Annotated in this window: 21 protein-coding genes, 1 tRNA gene and 2 pseudogenes; 13 read left to right on the top strand and 11 right to left on the bottom strand. The window is 34.3% G+C overall.

Annotation, left to right across the window (positions count from 1 at the left end; all coding sequences use genetic code 11):
• Nucleotides 1-23: 23 nt before the first annotated feature.
• A complete protein-coding gene (locus ACOALF_RS02080; protein WP_419241924.1) occupies nt 24-173 on the top strand; it encodes a hypothetical protein in 150 nt (49 codons plus the stop codon).
• A 222-nt stretch (nt 174-395) separates the two neighbouring features.
• On the opposite strand, the gene ACOALF_RS02075 is transcribed toward ACOALF_RS02080, so the two are convergent.
• A complete protein-coding gene (locus tag ACOALF_RS02075; protein WP_419241781.1) occupies nt 396-857 on the bottom strand; it encodes a C2H2-type zinc finger protein in 462 nt (153 codons plus the stop codon).
• 475 nt (nt 858-1332) lie between these two features.
• Nucleotides 1333-1719, bottom strand: a complete 387-nt coding sequence (locus tag ACOALF_RS02070) for a PD-(D/E)XK nuclease domain-containing protein (protein WP_419241780.1) — start codon at nt 1717-1719, stop codon at nt 1333-1335.
• A gap of 404 nt (nt 1720-2123) precedes the next feature.
• On the opposite strand from ACOALF_RS02070, the gene ACOALF_RS02065 reads away from it, so the two are divergent.
• Together ACOALF_RS02065 and ACOALF_RS02060 are read left to right on the top strand one after the other, a co-directional pair.
• Nucleotides 2124-2774 carry an ankyrin repeat domain-containing RING finger protein gene (locus tag ACOALF_RS02065; protein ID WP_419241779.1) on the top strand — a complete coding sequence of 217 codons (651 nt, stop codon included), beginning with the start codon at nt 2124-2126 and terminating at the stop codon, nt 2772-2774.
• 599 nt (nt 2775-3373) lie between these two features.
• The gene (locus tag ACOALF_RS02060) at nt 3374-4351 is read left to right on the top strand and encodes a C2H2-type zinc finger protein (protein ID WP_419241778.1); all 978 of its coding nucleotides are present in this window, start codon (nt 3374-3376) and stop codon (nt 4349-4351) included.
• A 195-nt stretch (nt 4352-4546) separates the two neighbouring features.
• Here ACOALF_RS02060 and ACOALF_RS02055 read toward each other — a convergent pair whose 3' ends face one another.
• From ACOALF_RS02055 to ACOALF_RS02040, 4 genes and pseudogenes are all read right to left on the bottom strand, one after another.
• On the bottom strand, nt 4547-5761 hold the full coding sequence (locus tag ACOALF_RS02055) for an IS256 family transposase (RefSeq protein WP_419241131.1): 1215 nt from the start codon (nt 5759-5761) through the stop codon (nt 4547-4549).
• Nucleotides 5762-6071: 310 nt separating this feature from the next.
• Entirely contained in the window at nt 6072-7838 is a 1767-nt protein-coding gene (locus ACOALF_RS02050; RefSeq protein ID WP_419241777.1) for an AAA family ATPase, read from the bottom strand.
• 278 nt (nt 7839-8116) lie between these two features.
• The gene (locus ACOALF_RS02045; protein ID WP_419241906.1) at nt 8117-8188 is read right to left on the bottom strand and encodes a hypothetical protein; all 72 of its coding nucleotides are present in this window, start codon (nt 8186-8188) and stop codon (nt 8117-8119) included.
• A 204-nt stretch (nt 8189-8392) separates the two neighbouring features.
• Nucleotides 8393-9044 (bottom strand): annotated as a pseudogene (locus tag ACOALF_RS02040) (recombinase family protein).
• Between the two features lie 472 nt (nt 9045-9516).
• Between ACOALF_RS02040 and ACOALF_RS02035 the strand changes: the two are divergent.
• Nucleotides 9517-10116: a hypothetical protein gene (locus tag ACOALF_RS02035; protein WP_419241776.1), complete on the top strand. Its 600-nt coding sequence runs from the start codon at nt 9517-9519 to the stop codon at nt 10114-10116.
• A gap of 463 nt (nt 10117-10579) precedes the next feature.
• A complete protein-coding gene (locus ACOALF_RS02030) occupies nt 10580-10843 on the top strand; it encodes a hypothetical protein (RefSeq protein ID WP_419241775.1) in 264 nt (87 codons plus the stop codon).
• A 163-nt stretch (nt 10844-11006) separates the two neighbouring features.
• Here ACOALF_RS02030 and ACOALF_RS02025 read toward each other — a convergent pair whose 3' ends face one another.
• The gene (locus ACOALF_RS02025) at nt 11007-12221 is read right to left on the bottom strand and encodes an IS256 family transposase (protein ID WP_419241131.1); all 1215 of its coding nucleotides are present in this window, start codon (nt 12219-12221) and stop codon (nt 11007-11009) included.
• Nucleotides 12222-12296: 75 nt separating this feature from the next.
• On the opposite strand from ACOALF_RS02025, the pseudogene ACOALF_RS02020 reads away from it, so the two are divergent.
• Nucleotides 12297-13373: pseudogene (locus ACOALF_RS02020) on the top strand (IS256 family transposase); the annotation flags it as partial.
• Nucleotides 13374-13383: 10 nt separating this feature from the next.
• Here ACOALF_RS02020 and ACOALF_RS02015 read toward each other — a convergent pair.
• Entirely contained in the window at nt 13384-13779 is a 396-nt protein-coding gene (locus tag ACOALF_RS02015) for a hypothetical protein (RefSeq protein WP_419241774.1), read from the bottom strand.
• Nucleotides 13780-14029: 250 nt separating this feature from the next.
• Nucleotides 14030-14089 carry a hypothetical protein gene (locus ACOALF_RS02010; RefSeq protein WP_419241905.1) on the bottom strand — a complete coding sequence of 20 codons (60 nt, stop codon included), beginning with the start codon at nt 14087-14089 and terminating at the stop codon, nt 14030-14032.
• Nucleotides 14090-14451: 362 nt separating this feature from the next.
• Here ACOALF_RS02010 and ACOALF_RS02005 point away from each other — a divergent pair, with 362 nt between their 5' ends.
• The 3 genes from ACOALF_RS02005 (at nt 14452) to dcd (ending at nt 16477) form a co-directional block, all read left to right on the top strand.
• Complete coding sequence (locus tag ACOALF_RS02005; RefSeq protein ID WP_419241773.1) at nt 14452-14706, top strand: transposase; 255 nt, start codon at nt 14452-14454, stop codon at nt 14704-14706.
• Nucleotides 14707-15466: 760 nt separating this feature from the next.
• Nucleotides 15467-15934: a dCTP deaminase gene (locus ACOALF_RS02000; protein ID WP_419241772.1), complete on the top strand. Its 468-nt coding sequence runs from the start codon at nt 15467-15469 to the stop codon at nt 15932-15934.
• A 12-nt stretch (nt 15935-15946) separates the two neighbouring features.
• On the top strand, nt 15947-16477 hold the full coding sequence (dcd, locus tag ACOALF_RS01995) for a dCTP deaminase (RefSeq protein WP_419241771.1): 531 nt from the start codon (nt 15947-15949) through the stop codon (nt 16475-16477).
• Between the two features lie 2051 nt (nt 16478-18528).
• Here the strand turns inward: dcd and ACOALF_RS01990 are convergent.
• Entirely contained in the window at nt 18529-20088 is a 1560-nt protein-coding gene (locus ACOALF_RS01990; RefSeq protein ID WP_419241770.1) for an LptF/LptG family permease, read from the bottom strand.
• A gap of 84 nt (nt 20089-20172) precedes the next feature.
• On the opposite strand from ACOALF_RS01990, the gene ACOALF_RS01985 reads away from it, so the two are divergent.
• Nucleotides 20173-20247 (top strand) — tRNA-Met (locus ACOALF_RS01985).
• Nucleotides 20248-20293: 46 nt separating this feature from the next.
• On the top strand, nt 20294-20986 hold the full coding sequence (trmD, locus tag ACOALF_RS01980) for a tRNA (guanosine(37)-N1)-methyltransferase TrmD (RefSeq protein ID WP_419241769.1): 693 nt from the start codon (nt 20294-20296) through the stop codon (nt 20984-20986).
• A gap of 15 nt (nt 20987-21001) precedes the next feature.
• Here the strand turns inward: trmD and floA are convergent, their stop codons facing one another.
• Nucleotides 21002-21979 carry a flotillin-like protein FloA gene (gene floA / locus ACOALF_RS01975; protein ID WP_419241768.1) on the bottom strand — a complete coding sequence of 326 codons (978 nt, stop codon included), beginning with the start codon at nt 21977-21979 and terminating at the stop codon, nt 21002-21004.
• A gap of 370 nt (nt 21980-22349) precedes the next feature.
• Here floA and ACOALF_RS01970 point away from each other — a divergent pair, with 370 nt between their 5' ends.
• Entirely contained in the window at nt 22350-23345 is a 996-nt protein-coding gene (locus ACOALF_RS01970) for a ribonucleoside-diphosphate reductase small subunit (RefSeq protein ID WP_419241767.1), read from the top strand.
• A gap of 2 nt (nt 23346-23347) precedes the next feature.
• On the top strand, nt 23348-23923 hold the full coding sequence (locus ACOALF_RS01965) for a GNAT family N-acetyltransferase (RefSeq protein ID WP_419241766.1): 576 nt from the start codon (nt 23348-23350) through the stop codon (nt 23921-23923).
• The last annotated feature ends 43 nt before the right edge of the window (nt 23924-23966 follow it).

The raw sequence follows: 23966 nt of genomic DNA, 5'->3' as shown, positions 1-23966 counted from the left end.
GTCAGAGATTGATAGATTGAACAATGTTAGATTATAAGATCAGCCTATTAATGGCAGTAAATAAATCTTTAAGTGACGAAAATGCTAAACTAAAAGAAAAGCTGGGTCTTACCTCTAGTAACGCTTCTATTTCTACTTCTAAAGAGTTATACAAGAAAAAACCTAATAAATAAGCGCCCTAGGCAAGAGTCTTTCGTTTTAAGTGTGTAGATATTTATCAGGTTGTATATTTATGTATACCACAACACTTAAAATAAAAGACTCTTTTCATTTGTGTAAATAAATCGATAAACAAGATGCTATGTCACAAATTAAGTGAATCACAATTTCAAAATTGTGCTCATTTACTTGGGAACGACATATCAGATGTGCTATGATGGTATTGCCCACATTTTCTATGCAGTTTTCTGCCTCTTATTTCTAGGTTCTGATTCAGTATCAGAATTTCGGTGTTGAGTTTTTATATGCGCATTTAAGTTACTTTGCTGATTGAAACATGTCGTACATTTTGGACATTTGAACGGTCTTTCCCCTGTGTGGGTTATTAGATGTTGTTTTAAGCTACTTTTCCGATTGAAACATGTCGTACATTTTGGACATTTGAACGGTCTTTCCCCTGTGTGGGTTCTTGTATGATTGTCTAATGCATGCATGGTATCCCATCCCTTGGAACAGTGTTGACATATAAATTTGCTTTTTTTTGTGTGCATTCTTAGATGATTGCCTAATAAAAATATAGACTTGAAAGATCTATCACAGATTTCACATTTTAATAGTAGATCATATTCATCCTCTTTAATACATTGAAAATATTCTTCGTCAGATTCCTCAGAAGTAGTTGGCTGATTATGAGGCATAGAATTATCTTCATGATTATACCTACCTATTTTACCACATCCATATATCAAGCATGATAAACATAGACAGATAAAAAAAGAGTATAAACTCTTGTTATGAAATTTATTTTTTGCTAAATTTAAACGGTGGTGCATTGTATAAGTTATTTAGGGTGAATTTAACTAGTTACATCAAATCAAGTTATATGCGTTACTATTTTAGACTTTGAATGGCTTTTTCTTATTTCTAAACGTCATGCATGGCAACGAAATTTGATATTTGTACTTTTAATAGTTGTTTTCTATACTGATTTTCAATGCATGGCAGGATAATTTGTCAGAATTATGCTGCATATCCATTAATTAATAAAAATAAATTCCACATCAGTAGATCAATTACTGATCGATTTAATATGACTGACTTACTAACAACGTTTTGAAAATTTGAGAAATTATCTAATAAAAAGCAATAAAATAGTTGTATGTTATATTTCAACTACCCTTCTTCCTGACCATATCTATCCGTTAAACTAATTTCATTAGATTGATTACCAACTATATAAGTCGAATAAGCTGCTAATACCGACTTACCAGAAAAAGCAATACCAACTTCTATTACCTCCTGGACATGAGGATATTGTAATAGTTCGGTATGATAGGCTTGTGCTTGTGTCTGATCTAAGGCAAGTTTAGCTGAACTTGCCAGTTCTTCCTCTTTGCGAACCTGCTTAAATTCCAATAGAAGTGCTTTTAAACCTTCTTTTTTAGGGATCAATAGAAGGTCGTAACGACCCAAACCGCTTTCTCGATTGGAGCGTATATAGTGGGTTATACCCAAACTTGCCAGCATCCCTAAGACAAAACGAACTATGTTAATAAGCAATTTTTTTTGATAAAATATATATTCGTATAGGCACTTAAATGTAGTAGTTAAGATTTAATCTGACAATTATTAAATTGGATGGATATAGATAATAACTACTATGAACTTACATCAAAAAATCATCAAACCGAAATTAGGGCTGTTAGAACTGGCCAAAACGTTAGGGAACATCTCTTCAAGAAAATATCGGTACTTCTGTTCGGTTGAATACTAAGTTGGTGAGTAGTGCGTTAAGGGAATTGGGGTTTGATCGGGTAAAGCAAAGAACAAATAAAGGGTCTCTATATGGGTATTTCGTTGAGTTTATTGATTCGTAAAGATTGTTATACTTTCTTTTATTTGCTTTGTAGTAGTCAAGATTTAATCTTGACTACTACAAAGTATAATAACTGTACTTTATTATTATGTGTAAAAAGGTTAAAATATATATAAAAGTCATTGTATTTTCCAAATTAGCATCCGTTCTAATTTCTAGCTTAAGTTTAGTACTTACTACTGGATGTAATAAAGCAGATTGGAAATATGGTGAAGATGAGAAGCCAACATATAGTTCAGGAATGCTGCATAATGATTCACATAATATTATTCATTTCAAATCTGATGAAAAGCCAGATTTGCATATAGCAGTTAAACAAGGTGATACAAACAGGGTCAAAAGTTTACTTAATGATCCAATGGTTAATGTTGATCAAAAAGATTCTGATGACAATACCCCTCTTCATATAGCAGTAAGACTAGGTTTACTAAAAATAGTTGAAGTATTACTATCCGCTCCAAAAATTGATGTTAATGCAACAAACTTTCATGATGAAAAAGCTATTTATATAGCATATGATACAGGCAACGAAGAAGTGCTTGCATTGTTGCTGAAAGATGAAAAGATTGAGTGTAACCGATCTTGTTCTATATGCTTGGGGGATGATATATGCATGAATGATTTACATATAACTAGCTGTAGCCATCTTTTTCATAAAACATGCCATAAACAGTGGAATGATAGTCAATTAAATGATAAAATCTGTCCTAATTGTAGAAAAAAAATCAAACCCGTCTAATAGATTTACGTTTCCTCATTTTATGGTTCAATTTTAGATCAGGCTTTAAATAACTATTGTATTGTTACACAACATTTTCAAAAGGAATAATTAGAATGTAGTAATAATTCTATTGCATTTATTGTTTTTTGATAAAAAACTTTGTAAATTTGCAAAACGTTGTTATTAAATCAAATATGGGGGTTTAAGTGTAAGTATACACAGTATACACAATAGAAATAGCTTAAATATTTCTATTGAAATGACTTCAAGTTGCAAATCAATAGCGCGCTTATAGAGTGAAGATTCCATTTATGTTATGGGTAAATGGACGCTAACGCTTCTATCTGCTTCTTTAAGATTACCTACATCAATGCTAAGGAGTATACTTTCCCATTTTGATGGCAGATTATCATGGATAATCCGTTCATCCAACAACTTGATTTGATATCATTAATGTATTCAATATATCTATAGTTTTAATCTAAAATTTCGTTCAAATGCACTGTTACTTAAGTTTAATAAAAAATACATCTTATAAAAAGACTTTATGCTTGTTTCTTCGCTGTCTATCTTTATCATGCTTGATATATGGATGTGGTAAAAGTGATAAAGTAGTTATGTGTAATGGTGATACTATACCAAGTAATTGTGTACCACAACAACAAGTAGATTATTTTGAAAATACTGTATTAAGTCATGTTGACCTATCACGTATAGATATAGATAAATTTCTGCATACTGAAGCAGTAAATGGGAATATAGGTTATTTCGATAATGTATTAAATTTTTTTGATACATGTAATTATTCTGTACTACTTGACACTTTAAAAAAAAGTGAAGAAGAAAATAATTTATTACATACTACAGGCAAATATAACAAGGATATATTTATGATGATCATAAAGAAATTGCTTGTCATAAAAACGCCTCATAATGAATTAGATAAGATTTTAAGTATTCAAAATGGTGATCGTTCAACCTGTATTGATTTGATAATCAAATATCAAGAGTTAGGTTGTATCAAAAAATTTTTCCAGGAAGTAGAGAAGCATAAATATAGTATAGCAGCATATATAATAAATAATACTATTGATTTCGCACATAACTATATTAGTAATAATCCAAGTATTACAGATGATAAAAAGAATGAAATTGAAAATGCTATTGAGTTAATCGAGGATTACGAAAAGAAATGCAGGATAATGAATTCTTATCGAATTAATGATAATAACAAAAATGGCTTGTCAGAAAAATCAGAACTACCTAATTCAGAAAGTATAAGTAAGTACAAATGTAGTTGGGGAACGTGTCTTCAAACATTTGATATAAAAGATGATTTTTACAAACATGTACATGAACACATGCCACCAAAACCGCCATATAAATGCCATTGGGTTGGGTGTCTGAAAACGTTTAAGAATAAACAAAACTTAATAACCCATAAAATAACCCACACAGGAGAAAAACCGTACAAATGTGATCGTTGTGGGAAATATTTTACTCATAAAAGTAGCTTAAATAGGCATAAAAAACATAAACACCAAGATTCTGTTACTGAATCAGAACCTGTAAGCAAGAGGCAGAAAACTGCATAGAAAACATGGGCAATACCATCATATCACATCTGATAGGGCGTTCCCAAGTAAATGAGCATTTTTTTAAAATTGTGATTCACTTAATTTGTGGCAGCGCATATTTTTTATAGATTTATTTACACAGATGAAATGGGTATTTGGTTTTAGGTGTTGTGGTATACGAGCCTGTAAATTATTTTGTGTAAGTGCCGTTTTTTAGGAGAATCTTCCCTCAAATTCGATAGCGAATCGATTCAGAGCCGCTCTCCAATCATGTAAAGACATAGTCCACTTTTGTGATGCCTTCTGTATGGCTAAATATACTACTTTTAATGCAGATTGGTCATTAGGAAAAATTTTACGGTTATTGATAGATTTTCTAATAACGCTATTGAGTGATTCAATGGCATTGGTCGTATAAATAATTTTTCGTATTTCATCAGGATAGTCAAAAATAGTTATAATGTTGCTCCAATTTTTATGCCATGAACGACTAATAGCTGGATATTTTTTATCCCATTTTTCACTAAAAATAAGAAGTGCTTCTTCCGCTTGCTCAAGAGAAATAGCGCGATAAATAACTTTAAGATCCGATGCGACGGACTTCATGTCCTTATAGGGTACATAACGTAACGAATTACGAATAAGATGAACAATGCATAACTGAATTTTGGTTTTTGGAAATACTGTATTAATAGCATCTGGAAATCCGGTTAATCCATCAACACAAGCAATAAAAATATCCTTAATGCCACGATTATTTAACTCAGTTAATACTGAGAGCCAAAATTTTGCACCTTCGGTTTCTGCTATCCACAAACCAAGTAATTCTTTTTGCCCTTGACAATTAATGGCTAATGCCAAATAAATTGATTTGTTGATTACGCGTTTATCTTGATGACACTTGATAACGATACAATCTAAATACAATATGGGATATACTGTTTCTAATGGACGATTCTGCCAAACAGTAATCTCCTCAATAACAGATTCAGTTACTTTCGAAATTAAACTGTGTGATACCTCTGTACCATACAGCTCTTTGAATGTATCTGAAATATCTCTGGTAGTCATCCCTCTAGCATAAAGAGCCAAAATTTGTTCATCAAATTCAGTGAAGCGAGTTTGCCCTTTGCGAATGATTTGAGGATCGAACGTGCTGTTTCGGTCACGTGGCGTATTAATTTCCATTTCGCCAAAATCACCCTTTAATCGCTTAGGAGAGTAACCATTACGGCTATTTCCCGTGTTCCTGCCTTCTATAGCATGCTTTTCATAGCCAAGATGATCCTCTAATTCTGCATCCATAGCACGTTCTACCGTGATTTTTAATAGTTGCTTGCTGAGAATAGCTAAATCTTTTTCACTCTTAATAGACTTCGACAATTCATTTAGTAGATTTGGATCTATATTTATTTGTTGTTGTTCCATTGCTTATGACTCATTTATAACTAACGATTTAATCCGTTAGATTAGTTAATAATAAGCATTTACACAATTTTATTTACAAACTCTGGTATACATAAATATACAACCTGATAAATATTTACACGACACTTAAAACCAAAGGCTCTTGATTTTAGTTACAAGTTGAGGCTGTTGCAATTTTTTATTGCAACGGCTTTTTCCTACAGATCTATCACCGTTTAATATCATCTTTCTATACTCCAACCCTAACATAAATAGATTTATCTCTCTAAACGGTCGTTTTCTAAGAGGGTTCGCCTTGGATATAGGAAATCTACCACTCTTCCTGGCCATATCTACTGGTTAAACTCAATGAACCACATTTTTTACCAACTAGATTATACGTGGCATAAGCAGCTAACACCGATTTTCCAGAAAAGGCAATACCAACTTCTATTACCTCCTGGACATGAGGATATTGTAGTATTTCAGTATGATAGGCTTGTGCTTGTATTTGTGATAAGGCCAGTTTAGAAGCGCTTTCTAATTCTTCTTCTTTCCGAACCTGTTTAAATTCTAATAGCAGCGCCTTGGAACCTTCTTTTTTAGGTATTAATAACAGATCATAACGCCCCAAACCACTTTCTCTATTGGAGCGTATATAATGGGTGATACCTAAACTAGCTAACATCCCTAAGACAAGACCATGGTAAAACCCTTCTGATTTATTACTTTTTTGTGTGTCAAAATAGCTCACGCTTCTACGTAAAAAGTAGCTAAGCTGTTCTACAAAAGCAGGAACCTGGCCAGCTACTAAATGTTTCAAGAAAAAATCATATTGCCGCTTTCTCTCAAACTGATGAATGAACCATTCTTGAAAAAAACGATTATAAAGCGTATATACTTCTTTATTAGGAATCAACAACTCACAATCATGTAATCCATTATATTCATTAAAGGCAACAGTGTCAAATTTTAAATAGCCAGCAAATAATAAAAGACTCCAGAAAGATGTATCATCTTTATCTAGGATATCAAAAGCAAGATGTTTGTTGATAGATATAGCTAAGGGCTCCCCTCGCATCAACTGTTCGAATTGTTCTTTAATCTCCGAATGAGCAGTAAGTACCTTTTGTTCGATTAAGTTATTATTACCCGTATTGACCCAATAGACATCAAAACGACCTGATTTATTGATACAAGAAATAATAGACCAAGGGTTATACATGACTAAATTTCCTACCCTATAACCATTGTACCAACTTTTTACTTCCTCTATAGCAACACTAAGACTATTTTCTTCAAATAAATAGGAAACTTCCGTTTCACTAAATCCAAAGTGTGCGCTATATTCTTCATCTAGAAAAGTATAGGTCTCTAGATTATTCAATCCAGAAAGCATGCTGTCCTTAGAAACACGCAATATGCCCGTTAAAACACCTCTTTCCAAATAGCTATTATCTTTTAAAGCAGCGCTAAATAGGTTACGCATAAACGAGACCATAGCATCCAAATATTCCTTATTGCCGTAAGCTTTGTTGAGAGGCGTATCGTATTCATCTATGAGAATATAGACCTTTTGACCATGGTGTTGGTAGAGGCATTGACTAAGGAGCTTTAAAGATTTTTCTAATGCTTGTTGATTGGCTTGCTTATTGAGGATAGTATGTAATTGTCCTAACTGTATTTGATTAATTGCATCGCTATTCAATAAGTAGGCATATGTGCTATACACCTCTAATATCAACTCATACACCGCATTGTAGGCCCCTTGAAAACTATCTGCATTCACATCCTTAAAGCTTAGCATAATGACAGGGTACTTACCTTGATGCTGTGCAATGTATTGACCAACATCTACCTTACCAATAGCTAAATCATCAAATAAGCCTTCTGTACTTACTCCATTTACTTCTGCTGAAAAAAAATGGTGCAACATAGACATATTAAGTGTCTTCCCCCAGCGACGAGGGCGAGCAATTAAGGTAACTTCTTCGCCTTTACCCAATAATTCAGCAATCATGGCTGTCTTATCACAAAATAGGTAATCGTTAGATACCAACTTATGAAAGTTACTAACCCCAATCGGTAATTTTTTCATGATGAGAATATTTAAAACTATGCAATCTATTTAGATATAGGTTATGATAACTAGCGCTAATATAAATTGATTATGCTATTGCTTGACTATAGCGATTTTTTTGAGATAATTATTCAATCCCATATGATTGCTATACCCCAATATAGCTGCTATTTTCCTAATCGAGAGTCCCAAACCAACCAGTTCTTTGAGCTGTGTTTGTTTAAATCCAACCCTTGCTTAATGGCTATGATTCGGATCTTTCTTTTAACCATTTCATTGATTAGATGAATCACTTCCTATGTGCTCCTACCTAACCGACTGATTTCCGTAATAATGATGGTATCTCCATCTGATAACTTACCTAGCAATTCATCGATTCTTCTTTTTAGCCGATCCTTTTGAGAAGAAATTTGTGTTTCTATGAGGGGTCTCCTTGGATATGGGAAATTATTGTACGTTAATCCCTGTTTTCTGTAGGAGAGTTGGACTGACTTTCCTTCCCGGTTATTATATTAATTAACCTGATTTACAACATTATTACGATATTACTTTTCCCACTTTACATCAATCTACTAAAAGTTCTTAGCATTGCTTTTTTCATTGTTTAAAGAGTACAATCGTTGAATACGGCATACCTGAGAAGCGCTGTACCCAGTAGTTTGTGCGGCTTCATATACTTAGTTTTTTAACATTTCGATAGCAGGTAACTTTCTGGTGTCGCTCATGATCGGGCTGCTTTCCCAGATATTTACCTTGTGCATGTGCCCTTTCAATTCCTTGTTTTTGTCTTTGTCGACGGCTCAGCCAATCCTTATGCGACATCGCGGCCATTAGATCTATGAACATATTATTGATGGAGGAAATCACAGCACCTGTTACTGGATCGTTTTGTGATGGTTCTTTTTCAGACAAAGCTTGCCATGAAATTGGTATATTCAGACTAACAATTTTCAGTTCGTGGTGTTCAATTTTCTTTTTGAGTGTTTCCCAGTCACTATTGCTCAACCGTGTCAGCCTGTCCACCTGCTCTACCAGTAAAATATCATTCTGGTAGCTATCCATCAATAATCGTCCCAATTCTGGTCTGTTCAGTTTTGTTCCGCTGATATTTTCTCGGTAGTAGCTAGCAATTTTGTATCCTCTCTCCTGAACAAACTGCTCGAGCATTTCTTTTGCTCTATCTGCAAACTGATCTTCTGTTGAAGCTCTCAAATAAGCTCTGATGAATTTATCGTATTTAGGTTATGTCATCGAATCTATCGCATATAAGTTACTTCATTGATGGAATAGGATAACATTTTTGCTATTTCATTGAGGTTACACCCTTATGCGATAATCACTTGAACAAGAATTAATCTACAAAATAATTAATTCAAAATTTTAGCAATAGCTTTGTCCCATATAACGAGCGTCTAATGAACCGCTTCTAGTTTATTCTGAAGTTTTATAAAAGAATAATTTGGATTACAAATACTATATATCTATATTTACAAATGTCATTCTAGTATTTCTTGATATTTTTTGAATGCCATATATAACATATATAGAATGAGTATAATAGAAGTTAATTAAATAAATTATCATGTTAATCAATAACAAATTAAGCAGGTTAGGTTATAACCTATTTTTAGGAGCTATTTTTTGTCTCTCTTACTTGGGATTTACTGGATGCAGTGTTCATAAGGCCGGGTTGGGTATGCGAGCACAAACTGCTATTGATATTGCTGGTAATGCTGGTCACCTTATTGGTGCGAGTACTTTAGGTGCAATTGGAGGAGGAGTTGGTGCGATTGGAGGAGGAGTTAGTGCTGTTTGCAATGGTGGTTCTATTCAGGAAGGTGTGCAGGGTGGTGCAGCTTTAGGTGCTCATTACGGTAGTAAGGTTGGTGGGCCTATTTTTGAATACACTAGTAAAGGAGTTGCTTATGCTGCACAAGGAACTTTTTATAGCTTAATGTGGGCTATGCCATATTTTTGTAGCAGTGCCAAATGGGTTGCTTCTAATAGTTATAATACTCTGCGAAATAGTGCTTTTTATATTCATGATTATTTGTCTGGCCTTAATTCCAATGCGAATGATGAAACGTCTGACTTGGAACAATATAATACTAAAATTAACTCTAATAAAAGAGAGGAGGATGTCTATGACGACTTAGGTTACGTTATTAAGGAATGCGAATTAGATTTCTTGGAGATTATCCCTTTTATTGAGATGAAAAATAACGATAAGACAAATAATAAGTGTCCTTTAGGACTTAATATTTCTAACATCACTAAGACACTCAGTGGTTCATAATCTATCTTACTGAAAATGATGGAGTTAGTAATGTAACGGATTATGTTGCGACTAGAAAATTACCTCTTAAATAAATAAATTAGATTGGTCGGATTTTCAGGGCAGAGTCTGGTTAATCAAGTTGTATCCATTCACCACTCTGGAAACGGTAGGCAAAAAAAAGAATAATCTAATATAAAAATTTTTAGCATTTTACTAATGCCGTGAACAGAGAGTTCAGGTTTAAGGGGATATTTTCTCCATTTCTTTACAAGAGACTTACTCATTTATCCATTAGGAATATGGATAACAACTTCTTTTAATCAAAAAAATATTGTGAATAATTTTTCATTTAAGCAGATTCACTCGATGGGTAGAAAAAAAATATGCTAAAATCAAGTTTTTTATGATTTAGGATATGTCTTATTTACAATAAGCCTCTACCCGTTTATATCTAACATAAATCAATTAATAAAATTGAAAAATGAATTTAAAAATCAAATTAAAAAAGTTAAGTCTCTATCTTCCATTATTTGCATTAATAGCTTGTGGACAAGTTAGATCAGATTTTTTAGTAGAACCTAATAGATCCTCTCAGGAAAAATTAGAAAAAATAGCTTCTAGGGGTTATGGCTCAGTTGAGCCTGTAGAAAAGATTATAACAGAAACTTTTACAGTATTCGAAAAGGAATCAGAGCTGCTTACTGCGATCGGCTATCCTATGTGTAGTAGTCAAGATTTAATCTGAAAATTGTTAAATTGTAATGATATAAATAATAACTACTACATAGAATATCTAGTTATATTATAGGATAACTATATAAAAATGTTTAGACAAGGTCCTGGATACTAGATCTAGATAAACCAGTAAGAGCAAGAGCCTGTAAATTATTTTGTGTAAGTGCCGTTTTTTAGGAGAATCTTCCCTCAAATTCGATAGCGAATCGATTCAGAGCCGCTCTCCAATCATGTAAAGACATAGTCCACTTTTGTGATGCCTTCTGTATGGCTAAATATACTACTTTTAATGCAGATTGGTCATTAGGAAAAATTTTACGGTTATTGATAGATTTTCTAATAACGCTATTGAGTGATTCAATGGCATTGGTCGTATAAATAATTTTTCGTATTTCATCAGGATAGTCAAAAATAGTTATAATGTTGCTCCAATTTTTATGCCATGAACGACTAATAGCTGGATATTTTTTATCCCATTTTTCACTAAAAATAAGAAGTGCTTCTTCCGCTTGCTCAAGAGAAATAGCGCGATAAATAACTTTAAGATCCGATGCGACGGACTTCATGTCCTTATAGGGTACATAACGTAACGAATTACGAATAAGATGAACAATGCATAACTGAATTTTGGTTTTTGGAAATACTGTATTAATAGCATCTGGAAATCCGGTTAATCCATCAACACAAGCAATAAAAATATCCTTAATGCCACGATTATTTAACTCAGTTAATACTGAGAGCCAAAATTTTGCACCTTCGGTTTCTGCTATCCACAAACCAAGTAATTCTTTTTGCCCTTGACAATTAATGGCTAATGCCAAATAAATTGATTTGTTGATTACGCGTTTATCTTGATGACACTTGATAACGATACAATCTAAATACAATATGGGATATACTGTTTCTAATGGACGATTCTGCCAAACAGTAATCTCCTCAATAACAGATTCAGTTACTTTCGAAATTAAACTGTGTGATACCTCTGTACCATACAGCTCTTTGAATGTATCTGAAATATCTCTGGTAGTCATCCCTCTAGCATAAAGAGCCAAAATTTGTTCATCAAATTCAGTGAAGCGAGTTTGCCCTTTGCGAATGATTTGAGGATCGAACGTGCTGTTTCGGTCACGTGGCGTATTAATTTCCATTTCGCCAAAATCACCCTTTAATCGCTTAGGAGAGTAACCATTACGGCTATTTCCCGTGTTCCTGCCTTCTATAGCATGCTTTTCATAGCCAAGATGATCCTCTAATTCTGCATCCATAGCACGTTCTACCGTGATTTTTAATAGTTGCTTGCTGAGAATAGCTAAATCTTTTTCACTCTTAATAGACTTCGACAATTCATTTAGTAGATTTGGATCTATATTTATTTGTTGTTGTTCCATTGCTTATGACTCATTTATAACTAACGATTTAATCCGTTAGATTAGTTAATAATAAGCATTTACACAATTTTATTTACAAACTCTCTTGGCTATGAAAAGCATGCTATAGAAGGCAGGAACACGGGAAATAGCCGTAATGGTTACTCTCCTAAGCGATTAAAGGGTGATTTTGGCGAAATGGAAATTAATACGCCACGTGACCGAAACAGCACGTTCGATCCTCAAATCATTCGCAAAGGGCAAACTCGCTTCACTGAATTTGATGAACAAATTTTGGCTCTTTATGCTAGAGGGATGACTACCAGAGATATTTCAGATACATTCAAAGAGCTGTATGGTACAGAGGTATCACACAGTTTAATTTCGAAAGTAACTGAATCTGTTATTGAGGAGATTACTGTTTGGCAGAATCGTCCATTAGAAACAGTATATCCCATATTGTATTTAGATTGTATCGTTATCAAGTGTCATCAAGATAAACGCGTAATCAACAAATCAATTTATTTGGCATTAGCCATTAATTGTCAAGGGCAAAAAGAATTACTTGGTTTGTGGATAGCAGAAACCGAAGGTGCAAAATTTTGGCTCTCAGTATTAACTGAGTTAAATAATCGTGGCATTAAGGATATTTTTATTGCTTGTGTTGATGGATTAACCGGATTTCCAGATGCTATTAATACAGTATTTCCAAAAACCAAAATTCAGTTATGCATTGTTCATCTTATTCGTAATTCGTTACGTTATGTACCCTATAAGGACATGAAGTCCGTCGCATCGGATCTTAAAGTTATTTATCGCGCTATTTCTCTTGAGCAAGCGGAAGAAGCACTTCTTATTTTTAGTGAAAAATGGGATAAAAAATATCCAGCTATTAGTCGTTCATGGCATAAAAATTGGAGCAACATTATAACTATTTTTGACTATCCTGATGAAATACGAAAAATTATTTATACGACCAATGCCATTGAATCACTCAATAGCGTTATTAGAAAATCTATCAATAACCGTAAAATTTTTCCTAATGACCAATCTGCATTAAAAGTAGTATATTTAGCCATACAGAAGGCATCACAAAAGTGGACTATGTCTTTACATGATTGGAGAGCGGCTCTGAATCGATTCGCTATCGAATTTGAGGGAAGATTCTCCTAAAAAACGGCACTTACACAAAATAATTTACAGGCTCTACGGCCAAGCAGAAGGGCTCTTTCCCCCTCACATATGCCACTGTATTGCAACCCTCTCTTACACTGAATATAACGAAACTATCTATTTTTTTCCTATATTCTTTGTTGATGATAGCCTTAACAAGGCTCCAGATTTTTTTGTGCAGCTTCTCATTATTTTTTTCTTTCTTCCATTCAATAGGACCAAGCTTACAGTCCTGTTTATACTTGTATGAAGCATTAAGTTTAAGATCATCGTTGAGAATTTTGTAGCGTACAATTACAGGACTACTACTAGCTATGACATTGACAATACTCTTCTTAACCCAGTTCCAACATCTTCTGTAACTAGATTGCTTATCTACAGACTCTTTTGGAGCAAACTGCCCCATGATAGTAGCACCACGTTTGCTACATCCAATGAGCATTAGACTATATAAGCCCAATACATTAAAAATAACTATTTTTTTATCTGGTTTTTTGTTTTAATTTTCATTTAGACTAATTTCATTCCGAGTACTTTGAAGTAATAAGTATAGTGAACTGGTTTATTCAGACATCTTTTTCTTAAGTTTATTTTCCATTTTTTCCCATTTTCTAGCCTACCATTTTTAAATGGTCAAGATAGAGGTTCATATGTTTTTAATAGTTAATACTAGAATGAAACCTTTGGTAATTATATTTAGTAATGTAACTGCTAATGCCCTTTTTTAACGTTTTAATATTTTTATATTGAGTTCTTTTAAGCGATGCTTTGGATTTTTATTTTTCTATGAGCATATTAATTTGGCAACATATTATTAGACTGATCTAACCCATAACAGGATGCGAAAATCGGTAAAAAACCGAAATACTTTTTCATAAAAAATTTTTTGAATAAAAACTATAGAGATAAAATCGTCTCTTAATCAACAATAAACTTTTACAAAGTTGAATGATTTTTTAACAAAAAACAAATAAACCATTTGTTTTGTTAACTATAATGGACTGAAAAAATAGGACAAAAATCTTTTACTTTATTTTCCGTATGGTTTAGTTTTAAAGTCATAAAATAAATTAATCAGATGGGAAGGAAAAAGATTAGGCATTTTAGTTCGGAAGAAAAGACTAAAATAGTATTAGCCTTACTAAAAGAAGATTTAACGCTAGTTGAGCTGTCGTCCAAACATGGCGTCACTAGCAAAACTCTTCAAAATTGGAAACGTCAGTTTTTAGAGAATGCCTCCACAGCCTTTGATCCATCCAAGGTTGTTAGTGTATATAAGGACGAAATTAGCATATATATCTGCATTATCAAAGATAGATTTAACAATAACTAAATGACCATTTATGGCTGCAGTATCAAGCGAGCGTAAGATTACCTTTATTTGGCATCATTAAAATTATATTTATACATTCTTTTGAATGAACATTTACCTTTATCAATACTTCTAGGATCGCTTTTAAAAAATCTACCCTTCCCTAAAGAGCTGAAAGATGCAGTACGGTATTTCTTGCTTTATTTATTTTTTGTGTAATTGAAATTATATTTATATCTTTACCCACGCTAAAATTAGCCAAGATCATTTTAAAAATATTTAGATCGCCTGTGTTAGCAACATTATATAAGAGTCTGTTAATAAGATTTCTATTTCCGTTTCGGCTGCAATATGCAATGCGGTCTTTCCGTAATTATCTGGTTTATTTTTATTTACTAAATCTTTAATATCATGAAATTAGTCATCATCTAGCCCAGAAGATAAGATGTCGGCTTATTTCATTTTGGGAAGTAGTTCTAGGCTTATGGCCTGCATTGGGCTTCATATTAGACGTGCTTAGCTACTACAGCTGCATGTGACGTATACCCAAAATAGATAGTAAAAAATATATTCTAGGACTCTATACAGACATTTTGGGTACGCATTACCCCTACCCACTTATAAAGTATAAAATAGTGCCTATGCATATAGTTGGAGATTTTATTTTTAAATTGAAAAGTTTGAAATACAAAAAAGCTTTTTTATCGCAATATTTACCTTCTAGCTTCAAATTCAAGTTAATAAAGTAAAAATGATACTGACTGGTTTAGAAATAAATAAAATGCAACAAACAGGAAAAATCACAATTGATCCGTATGTATTCAATCAAATAAATCCAAATAGCTATAGCTATAGATTAGGACTGAAACTTGGTATTCCTGAAACTGAAGCAGAATTTCCTAAATTTAATTTTATTGATATTCCAAAAGAAGGATATGAACTTATGCCTCACACGATGTACCTGGGGCATACTTATGAAGTTTTAGGTAGTAGTGATTTTGCAATGCGTTTAGTAGGACGTGGTTCTGTTGGAAGATATGGATTATTCATTCAAGTTTCAGCAGACCTGGGACATACAGGCGCATCACATAAATGGACTTTAGAAATAGTAGCTACAAAGCCTATTATTTTATATCCATATATGATTATTGGACAAATATCATTTTGGGAAAATTTTGGTAAAATTAATCACTATAAGGGGGGGTATTCAGCATATAATGATCCAACAACTTCAACATTTACAATGTAAAACTTAGAAAAAATGATCTTAACTGGAGTATTTATTAGAGAAGAATTCAATAACAAACGAATAAATATTAATCCTTTTGACTATAGGAATATCACAACAAATTCTTATGACCTTACTTTGGGAAAAAAGTTTTTAAGGTATACTAATGCAGTTATAGATCCTAAAAAAGAAAACCCATATGAAATTTTTGAGATTGAAGAAGATGGTATGGTTCTTAACCAAGGTGAGTTCTTGTTAGGGCACAGTGTTGAGGAAATTGGTAGTGATTATTACGTTCCCATTATTCATGCTAGATCTAGTATTGCCAGGTTAGGTTTATTTGTACATGTTACTGCAGACTTAATTGACATTGGCTCACATGGTAATGTAACCTTTCAATTATATAGTACTCTGCAAGTGAGAATATATCCTTGGATGAGGATTGGGCAAGTTTCTTTTTGGAAACCTAAAGGAGATATAAAATTATATGATGGCCAATATCAAGAGTCAAAAGGGCCGATAGGTTCAAAATTTTTCAAAGATTTCAATTTTCTGAATAACTGATTTTAAGTTTCTTTTTTTTAAAATTTTTCATTGGTTTAGTTTTAAAGTTAAAATAAAAAATCAGTAAGAGGATATACTATTCTTTTTCTAATCATACAAGGGCCTAAGGAAAAAAACATACCCTCCTACAATGGTAACTTATTTTTAATATAGTGCATTTTATTGCCTATTTGTAATCAATCCACTATATCTATTCGGTTTAGAGAGAGCGGTGGGTGGCGCTATTTTATTGGAAATCGAAATTCCCTCATTGGTGGGGATCTGTGCCCCTTTTGGGTATTGGTTACAAAATTAGAAGCTATAGGGCATTTAATCATACTGGGTCATGGTCAATGGGGAGGCATTAAAGCTTTATTGGAAAGGGGGATTCAAAGCAAGATCATTGTATTACCAATTGGGTTTCTTTAATAAAAAGCCTTGGTTTTAGAACATATCACGCAGATGATGATCCTTATAGAATCAAGGTGGAATGCTGCAATTATACAAAGGGAAAACCATATAGAATCAGGGTAGAATGCTAATAAAAAAATAACAGAACTAATGATTAGAAAGGTTGATGATGGTACACTCCTATTCCTAATGGCTTTTCCTTTGTATAAAGAAGGCTTCTGAACCGATACAGTTAAATTGCCTTAATTTTTAGAAGAGTCCTGCGCAAATTATTGAATTATCAATAGGAGGGGTAAGTCTACCAAAGGCATTTGGACATTGACGCTCCTTTCTATACGTCATTGGTAATGCTGCTGGATAGACCTTTTCCCATTGAATATATCTTGTTTTATTAAGAAATTCATGCTCAGTACACGTATAGTTGTACGGATGGAATAGTGAGTTCGTATTAAAGGCACATTCATATTCAACTTTATTGCCAAGTCGAATTGGGGAATGTGACCGTCGCTTACACAGATGGTGGTTATATACGATTATGGATCTGGTGCTCGTTTTAGATGAATCATCAGATGTGGAGTTTTCCCATTTTTGTTTGCCTATATCAAGATTCTTTAGTGCTTGGTCCATTTGGTCCGTTTGCATCTGAGTTATATTAGGGGATATTCCTGGTACTATTGTAGCCGGAGTACATATCAAGCTTCCGTTATATACATTCATACCTAGCTCCTTTTTTGTACCTGAACAAGAAGATAATACCTGAAAGACTAATAAGGTCGAGAATAGCTTTTTTTTAAAATTTATCATTGACTTAGCTTTAAAAGTAAAAATAAAAAATCAGTAAGAGAATATACTATTCTTTTTCTGATCATACAAAAGCCTAAGGAAAAAAAATATACCCTCCTACAATGGTAACTTATTTTTAATATAGTGCATTTTATTGCCTATTTGTAATCAATCCACTATATCTATTCGGTTTGGAGAGAGCGGTGGGTGGCGCTATTTTATTTTGATAGTGATGGCTGGTGCCGCATATCTGCAAGCAGCAGGTGTTTTGTTATCTTCCTCCCTTTCTTCAGAGCCAAACTTAAAGACATTTAGCCTTTTGAATGGGATAACCGAGTCTAATGTAAGTTTACTTCGAATCACTACTTGCAAAATAATAGGGGGAGCTATGCTTAATTTTTTGGGCGCTTTGTATGTTTATTGTTAGTTTACATTGTTTAGCTTTTTAGTCCATACAAAAATATATATAATGAGATTAGAGATACTAATGCCAGCTAACGTTCAGGTAACTTTACAAGGATATTTGAAGAGATGATAGATGGATAGCAATACTTTCATGTTTGGATAAAGGACTATTTTATTTCGTTTGTTTATAACAACGTTCCCATTTTTATTTTTTAAGTTATTTTTTTAAGCTCGTGGAAGTATTAATAGAAAAGTTGCTGGCCTATATTTTCTTATTTCCATTTAATTTTGCCATGTCCAATCCATTACCACCTTCTACTTCTCTGACGCACACATGGGCTAGTAGCCAGTTGCAAGTAGCTACTGAACTGGTACTTTGTAAACTGCACTTTCTGGGCGCAACTTTTTCCAAGGGAACGTTTTACCTTGACGGTGTGCCAACTTTTTATTGGTGGCCATATAGATTAATACATCTATACTTTTGTGGTTGTATGCACGTTTCGCTGAATGATTTTTTTAATTTTTCCATAAAAAACGTGCCAGTTAGTTGAACATAATCCCCTGCCTTGCTGGGCTTTTAGCAAAAAGAAGCAACAAAAAGGCAACAATATAAAATTAGCAAGCCAAGCACCTATAAAAGTGGGAATGGTATTGGAGATAGCCCAGTCTTTCCCGAGTAAAGAAAGAATATACTCCAGGAGTATAAAAAAGAAACTAATGCATACAGATACCCCAAATCCACCTCGTCTAATAAGGCAACCTAGGGGAGCTGCTAGCAAAAACATAATGACACACCGCATGGCTACTGCAAAGCGATGTTGTTTTTCATACAAGGCAGAATTTAAATCCTCATGAAATAAGGCTTTATGATCCTTGTGGGTTATTAAGCCATTTTTTATTTTTTTTACACGCCTCAAGGCATCCCGAACAACCCATTTTGCTAAGGTATGGCGATCGTGTTGGAGATGACGTTCTATACTAGCATCAACTTTTTTTTCTATAAGCTGATTCCTAAATAATATAAAATCAGCATCTTGGGTGGTTTCTTGAATAGATGGTGCCAATGCCTCCATCTGGTGGTCATCTAATTGCGCAGTAGAGGCTTCTGGGGCATGATAATGCATCGTCTGCTTGGCCAGCACATTTTTACTGCGTTTATCGTGATCTACAATTTCTTGCCATCTTTTTTGAATCATTTTCTTTAGATGTGGACGCGTGCTTGCCCTTGGTTCATATGCAAATTTATCATTTGTTTTGCCCATCTTAAGTGCATCTAAGCTAATCCTTATCTTTTGCATGGCAAAACTATTTCTATAAAAAGAGGGCTTCTGATCAGACTTGGCATCATTATTTTTATCAGGTAAAGGTTCTACATAATTATATCCATTGGTGAGCTCCATAACCAAAGCTCCCTCATTTGGCGTAGTATAGAGCTTACCTTTTTGCGCAGTGGTTATAGAAACGGTTCCATACCTTTTAGTATAATCATAAACAATAATCCCTTCCATATGTTCATTATCGCTTAGCTTTTTATCTACCCGAATGCTATACCCTGGTATGTTATTACAAATAACACCTTCTTGAATAAATACAGCAGCTTTTTTTTTGCCGATATCACGCATCAGTGCAAACACTTTCTGTTTGCTATTTGGATGAATATAATCCTGAAAATAGAAGAGGGCACCACTTAAAAAAAGAATAAAAATAAAAGGAAAACGTAAGGTACGCTGTAGAGAAAAACCTACAGAACGCATAGCGGTTAATTCAAAGCTTTCAGAAAGATTACCAAAAACAAGCAAAGAAGTTATTAGAATGGCAATAGGAAAAACACTAGGAAATGCATCTAAAGATAAGTAAAACATTAACTTTGCGTAAATATCGATCCCTAATCCTTTACCTGCAATATTGGCAAATAACAGAAAAAAAGTTTGTATAACCATTACAAATAATACCAGTGCAAGCAGTAGGATAAAGGTTGTTATAAAGGTACGCAATAGCAGTTTATCAATTTTTTTGATGGCAATATGGTTCATTTTTATAAATTTGTGGCTAACTTTACCATAAATATAGCAACAATTTAAGTACTATAGCTATATAACCTAACAAAGGAAATATATGGCGAGGTAGCTCAGGCGGTTTAGAGCGTCGGATTCATAACCCGAAGGTCGGGGGTTCAATTCCCCTCCTCGCTACATATCTTTATAGGTGGATCCTTAACGAAGTGTTTTTCCTACTTGGATGCGGCTTGATATTATAACTTGTTGTCCTCAGTTGTTTGAGGGTCCACTGAAACACTTTATCTTTCAGCGCGCCATGCAGCAGCAGCTGCTTTCAATTTATATACATAATTTGCGCGACTATACGCCATATAGGCATGGTAAAATTGATGACCAACCCTATGGTGGAGCTGCTGGAATGCTGTTAATGGTGGAGCCAATTGCCAATTGCATTAGAGCACTTCAAAAAGAAAGAAACTATGATGAGGTCATATATATGGCGCCAGATGGTGAGCTATTGCACCAAGATCTTGTAAACAAATGTTCGCTCAAGCAACATTTGATACTATTATGTGGCCATTACAAAGGGATAGATGAACGGATTCGTGAACACTTTATTACACTGGAAATCAGTATTGGAGATTATGTCCTCTCCGGAGGCGAACTGCCTGCACTTATCTTAGCAGATGCTATGGCTCGGGTTATACCAGGTGTGATATCGGATGCTTTTTCTGCACTGACAGACTCTTTTCAAGATGGGTGCGTAGCGCCACCGGCTTATACACGGCCTTACAACTTTGAGGGTAAAAAGGTCCCAGATGTATTGTGCTCTGGCAACCACAAGGCCATTCAGCAGTGGATGCAGCAAGAAGCAATGGCTAGAACGAAAAAAAGAAGACCACATCTGCTCAAAAATAACGACATCTATAGCTAAAAAATGCTTTACCAGCTAATTGCCTTTACCGGGGAGTAGGTCATCTGCTGCTACACTTGTACGCATTTCCGTATCTGCTTTTATATTTTGCATCCGGTAATAATCCATAACACCCAGTTGGCCATTTTTTAAGGCCAATGCCAAAGCTTGTGGTACTTCTGCTTCAGCTAGAATAACCTTAGCCCTTGCCTCCTCACATTTAGCCTTCATTTCTTGCTCTAAGGCGACTGCCATAGCACGCTTTTCCTCTGCCTTAGCATCTGCTACGCGTAAGTCAGCATTGGCTTGGTCAATCTGGAGCTTGGCACCAATGTTGTCGCCTACATTGACATCCGCAATGTCAATAGAAAGTATCTGAAAAGCAGTGCCTGCATCCAAGCCTCTATTCAATACCAATTGTGAAATCTTATCAGGATTGGCCAATACTTCTTTGTGGCTTGCAGAAGAACCAATCGAGGTAACAATGCCCTCCCCTACACGGGCCAAAATGGTTTCTTCTCCCGCACCACCTACCAACTGCTGAATATTGGCCCTAACCGTAACCCTTGCTTGGGCAATGAGCTGAATGCCATCCATAGCCACAGCGGCTACAGAGGGCGTGTTAATCACTTTTGGATTAACGGAAATTTGCACTGCCTCAAATACATCCCTACCGGCTAAGTCAATAGCTGTAGCCTGTTTAAAAGAAAGGCTAATATTGGCTTTATCTGCAGAAATAAGGGCTTTAATAACAGATGGTACATGACCACCGGCTAAATAGTGGGTTTCAACCTCCATGAGGGTTAACTTAAGACCAGCTTTAGTGGCTACAATAAGCCCATCTACAATAACACTAGGGGGAACTTTACGAATGCGCATAAAAACCAACTCAAATAGGCCAACTTTTACGCCAGAAAAACGGGCCGTAATCCAAAGACCAACTGGAAAAAAATAAAAAAACATAAGCGACCCAGTGATGATAAAAAGGTAGCAATAGAGTTGTGAAACGACCATAATGATGCAATATTAAAATGCCAGTAAATTAAAAACCAACCCCCTAAAGGTCCGTTTCTTATACCTAATCTTATACCTAAATTGTACATTAGGCCTAAACCAAGAAAAAGGAAACAGAGGGTTTAAATCTAATTATTTGTTATGAACCATCAAAATGTTTAACCATTCATAATCATTATTGAGCCTAGATATCAGTTTAGGTTATTTGTTTAATTTTCAATTAAATGCATTTATGCAAATGCAGTAAATCGCATAAGAAATTATGGCTGGTGTTGAACCTTTGGTTTCATTTAGCTAAGTTTGTTGTACCTATCAGTTTATGGCCTTAAATTGTATATCACTTACCAACCCGTAAAAACGAAACAATCAGATGAACAACTATACTTATGCAGATGAACCTCTTTTGCAAGAGAATAAAAATAGGTTTGTTTTATTTCCTATTGAGCATCACGATATTTGGAGCTTTTATAAGCAAGCAGAGGCCAGTTTTTGGACCGCAGAAGAGATTGACCTTAGTCAGGATATAAAAGACTGGGAAAATTTAACATCTGGTGAAAAGCATTTTATTACCCATGTACTTGCTTTTTTTGCGGCTAGTGATGGTATTGTGAATGAAAATTTGGTTCAAAACTTTGCCAATGAAGTACAGTATACAGAGGCTAAGTTTTTTTATGGATTCCAGATCGCTATTGAAAACATCCACTCTGAAGCGTATTCCTTACTGATCGATACCTATGTGAAAGACCCCAAAGAGCGCCATAGGTTATTCAACGCTATAGAAACGATTGAGTGGGTAGGCAAAAAAGCAGACTGGGCACTACGTTGGATTAGTAAAGGTTCCTTTGCAGAGCGGTTAATTGCCTTTGCAGCGGTAGAAGGGATTTTCTTTTCTGGCAGTTTTTGTGCTATTTTTTGGCTTAAAAAAAGAGGACTCATGCCAGGGCTAACCTTTTCTAATGAGCTCATTTCCAGAGATGAAGGCCTACACTGTGATTTTGCTTGTTTGCTGTATAATCAACATATCAAACACAAACTTCCAGAGGAACAGGTTGCTAAAATTATAGCAGATGCGGTAACGATTGAAAGTGAATTTGTATCCGATGCATTACCGGTTAAATTGATTGGCATGAATGCAGCATTGATGACCCAATATATTCAGTTTGTTGCGGATAGATTGCTATTGGAGCTAGGATGCAAAAAAATCTATCATGTAACCAACCCATTTGATTTTATGGAAATGATTGCCCTACAGGGTAAAACCAACTTCTTTGAAAAAAGAGTAGGCGAATACCAAAAATCAGGAGTTATGAACAGCATCTCTCAAGATAAAGACAAAGCGCGATTTAAGCTGGATGAAGAATTTTAAGGATGCATCCAATCAAAAATCTATCAAGGGTTCCTAAATTAGTTGCTTTAAGTAAGGATTTAAGGATTAAACAGTTAGATCAATCCGATGCAGAAGCACTATTCTTACTAACAGAGCAAAATAGATCCTACTTGAAAAGATGGTTGCCTTGGTTCAATACATGCATGAATCTGAATGATACTTTAAACTTTATCGCTAACGCAAATGATGAGGCAGATAAAAACAGCAGGCTTGTTTTTGGTATCTTTTTCAAAGAAAAAATTTCTGGAATGATCAGTTTTAATACGATTGATGTATCAAGCGGTCAAGCTGAAATTGGTTATTGGATAGGAGAAGCATTGCAAAGGTTAGGGCTCATTACATGCGCTTGTGCTAAGCTTGTTGACATCGGCTTCACACAATTAGGCTTAAAGCTTATTGCCATTAGGTGTGGAATAGAAAATACCAAAAGCCAAAATGTACCTATGCGTTTAGGGTTTAAAAAATCTGATACCATACTAGAAAAAGAAAACGTTCATGGAATATATATAGATCTGCTCCTCTATACCATTCAGCGTGATCAATGGCATAATAGGTAAGCTAAAAAGTGTGTATCGATTCATAATCAAAAAATTATAGAAA

The sequence above is a fragment of the Cardinium endosymbiont of Nabis limbatus genome, from assembly GCF_965196625.1.
Lineage (GTDB): Bacteria > Bacteroidota > Bacteroidia > Cytophagales > Amoebophilaceae > Cardinium.
Note: the sequence above shows the minus strand (reverse complement) of the source record. Positions and strands in the feature narration are given on the sequence as shown.

What these genes read in the sequence shown, in the direction of transcription:
- ACOALF_RS02080 (WP_419241924.1), top strand. Translation starts at nt 24, where the DNA reads ATGTTAGATTATAAGATCAGCCTATTAATGGCAGTAAATAAATCTTTA.
- ACOALF_RS02075 (WP_419241781.1), bottom strand. Translation starts at nt 857, where the DNA reads ATGCCTCATAATCAGCCAACTACTTCTGAGGAATCTGACGAAGAATAT.
- ACOALF_RS02065 (WP_419241779.1), top strand. Translation starts at nt 2,124, where the DNA reads ATGTGTAAAAAGGTTAAAATATATATAAAAGTCATTGTATTTTCCAAA.
- ACOALF_RS02060 (WP_419241778.1), top strand. Translation starts at nt 3,374, where the DNA reads ATGTGTAATGGTGATACTATACCAAGTAATTGTGTACCACAACAACAA.
- ACOALF_RS02055 (WP_419241131.1), bottom strand. Translation starts at nt 5,761, where the DNA reads ATGGAACAACAACAAATAAATATAGATCCAAATCTACTAAATGAATTG.
- ACOALF_RS02050 (WP_419241777.1), bottom strand. Translation starts at nt 7,838, where the DNA reads ATGAAAAAATTACCGATTGGGGTTAGTAACTTTCATAAGTTGGTATCT.
- ACOALF_RS02035 (WP_419241776.1), top strand. Translation starts at nt 9,517, where the DNA reads ATGCGAGCACAAACTGCTATTGATATTGCTGGTAATGCTGGTCACCTT.
- ACOALF_RS02030 (WP_419241775.1), top strand. Translation starts at nt 10,580, where the DNA reads ATGAATTTAAAAATCAAATTAAAAAAGTTAAGTCTCTATCTTCCATTA.
- ACOALF_RS02025 (WP_419241131.1), bottom strand. Translation starts at nt 12,221, where the DNA reads ATGGAACAACAACAAATAAATATAGATCCAAATCTACTAAATGAATTG.
- ACOALF_RS02015 (WP_419241774.1), bottom strand. Translation starts at nt 13,779, where the DNA reads ATGGGGCAGTTTGCTCCAAAAGAGTCTGTAGATAAGCAATCTAGTTAC.
- ACOALF_RS02005 (WP_419241773.1), top strand. Translation starts at nt 14,452, where the DNA reads ATGGGAAGGAAAAAGATTAGGCATTTTAGTTCGGAAGAAAAGACTAAA.
- ACOALF_RS02000 (WP_419241772.1), top strand. Translation starts at nt 15,467, where the DNA reads ATGCAACAAACAGGAAAAATCACAATTGATCCGTATGTATTCAATCAA.
- dcd (WP_419241771.1), top strand. Translation starts at nt 15,947, where the DNA reads ATGATCTTAACTGGAGTATTTATTAGAGAAGAATTCAATAACAAACGA.
- ACOALF_RS01990 (WP_419241770.1), bottom strand. Translation starts at nt 20,088, where the DNA reads ATGAACCATATTGCCATCAAAAAAATTGATAAACTGCTATTGCGTACC.
- trmD (WP_419241769.1), top strand. Translation starts at nt 20,294, where the DNA reads ATGCGGCTTGATATTATAACTTGTTGTCCTCAGTTGTTTGAGGGTCCA.
- floA (WP_419241768.1), bottom strand. Translation starts at nt 21,979, where the DNA reads ATGGTCGTTTCACAACTCTATTGCTACCTTTTTATCATCACTGGGTCG.
- ACOALF_RS01970 (WP_419241767.1), top strand. Translation starts at nt 22,350, where the DNA reads ATGAACAACTATACTTATGCAGATGAACCTCTTTTGCAAGAGAATAAA.
- ACOALF_RS01965 (WP_419241766.1), top strand. Translation starts at nt 23,348, where the DNA reads ATGCATCCAATCAAAAATCTATCAAGGGTTCCTAAATTAGTTGCTTTA.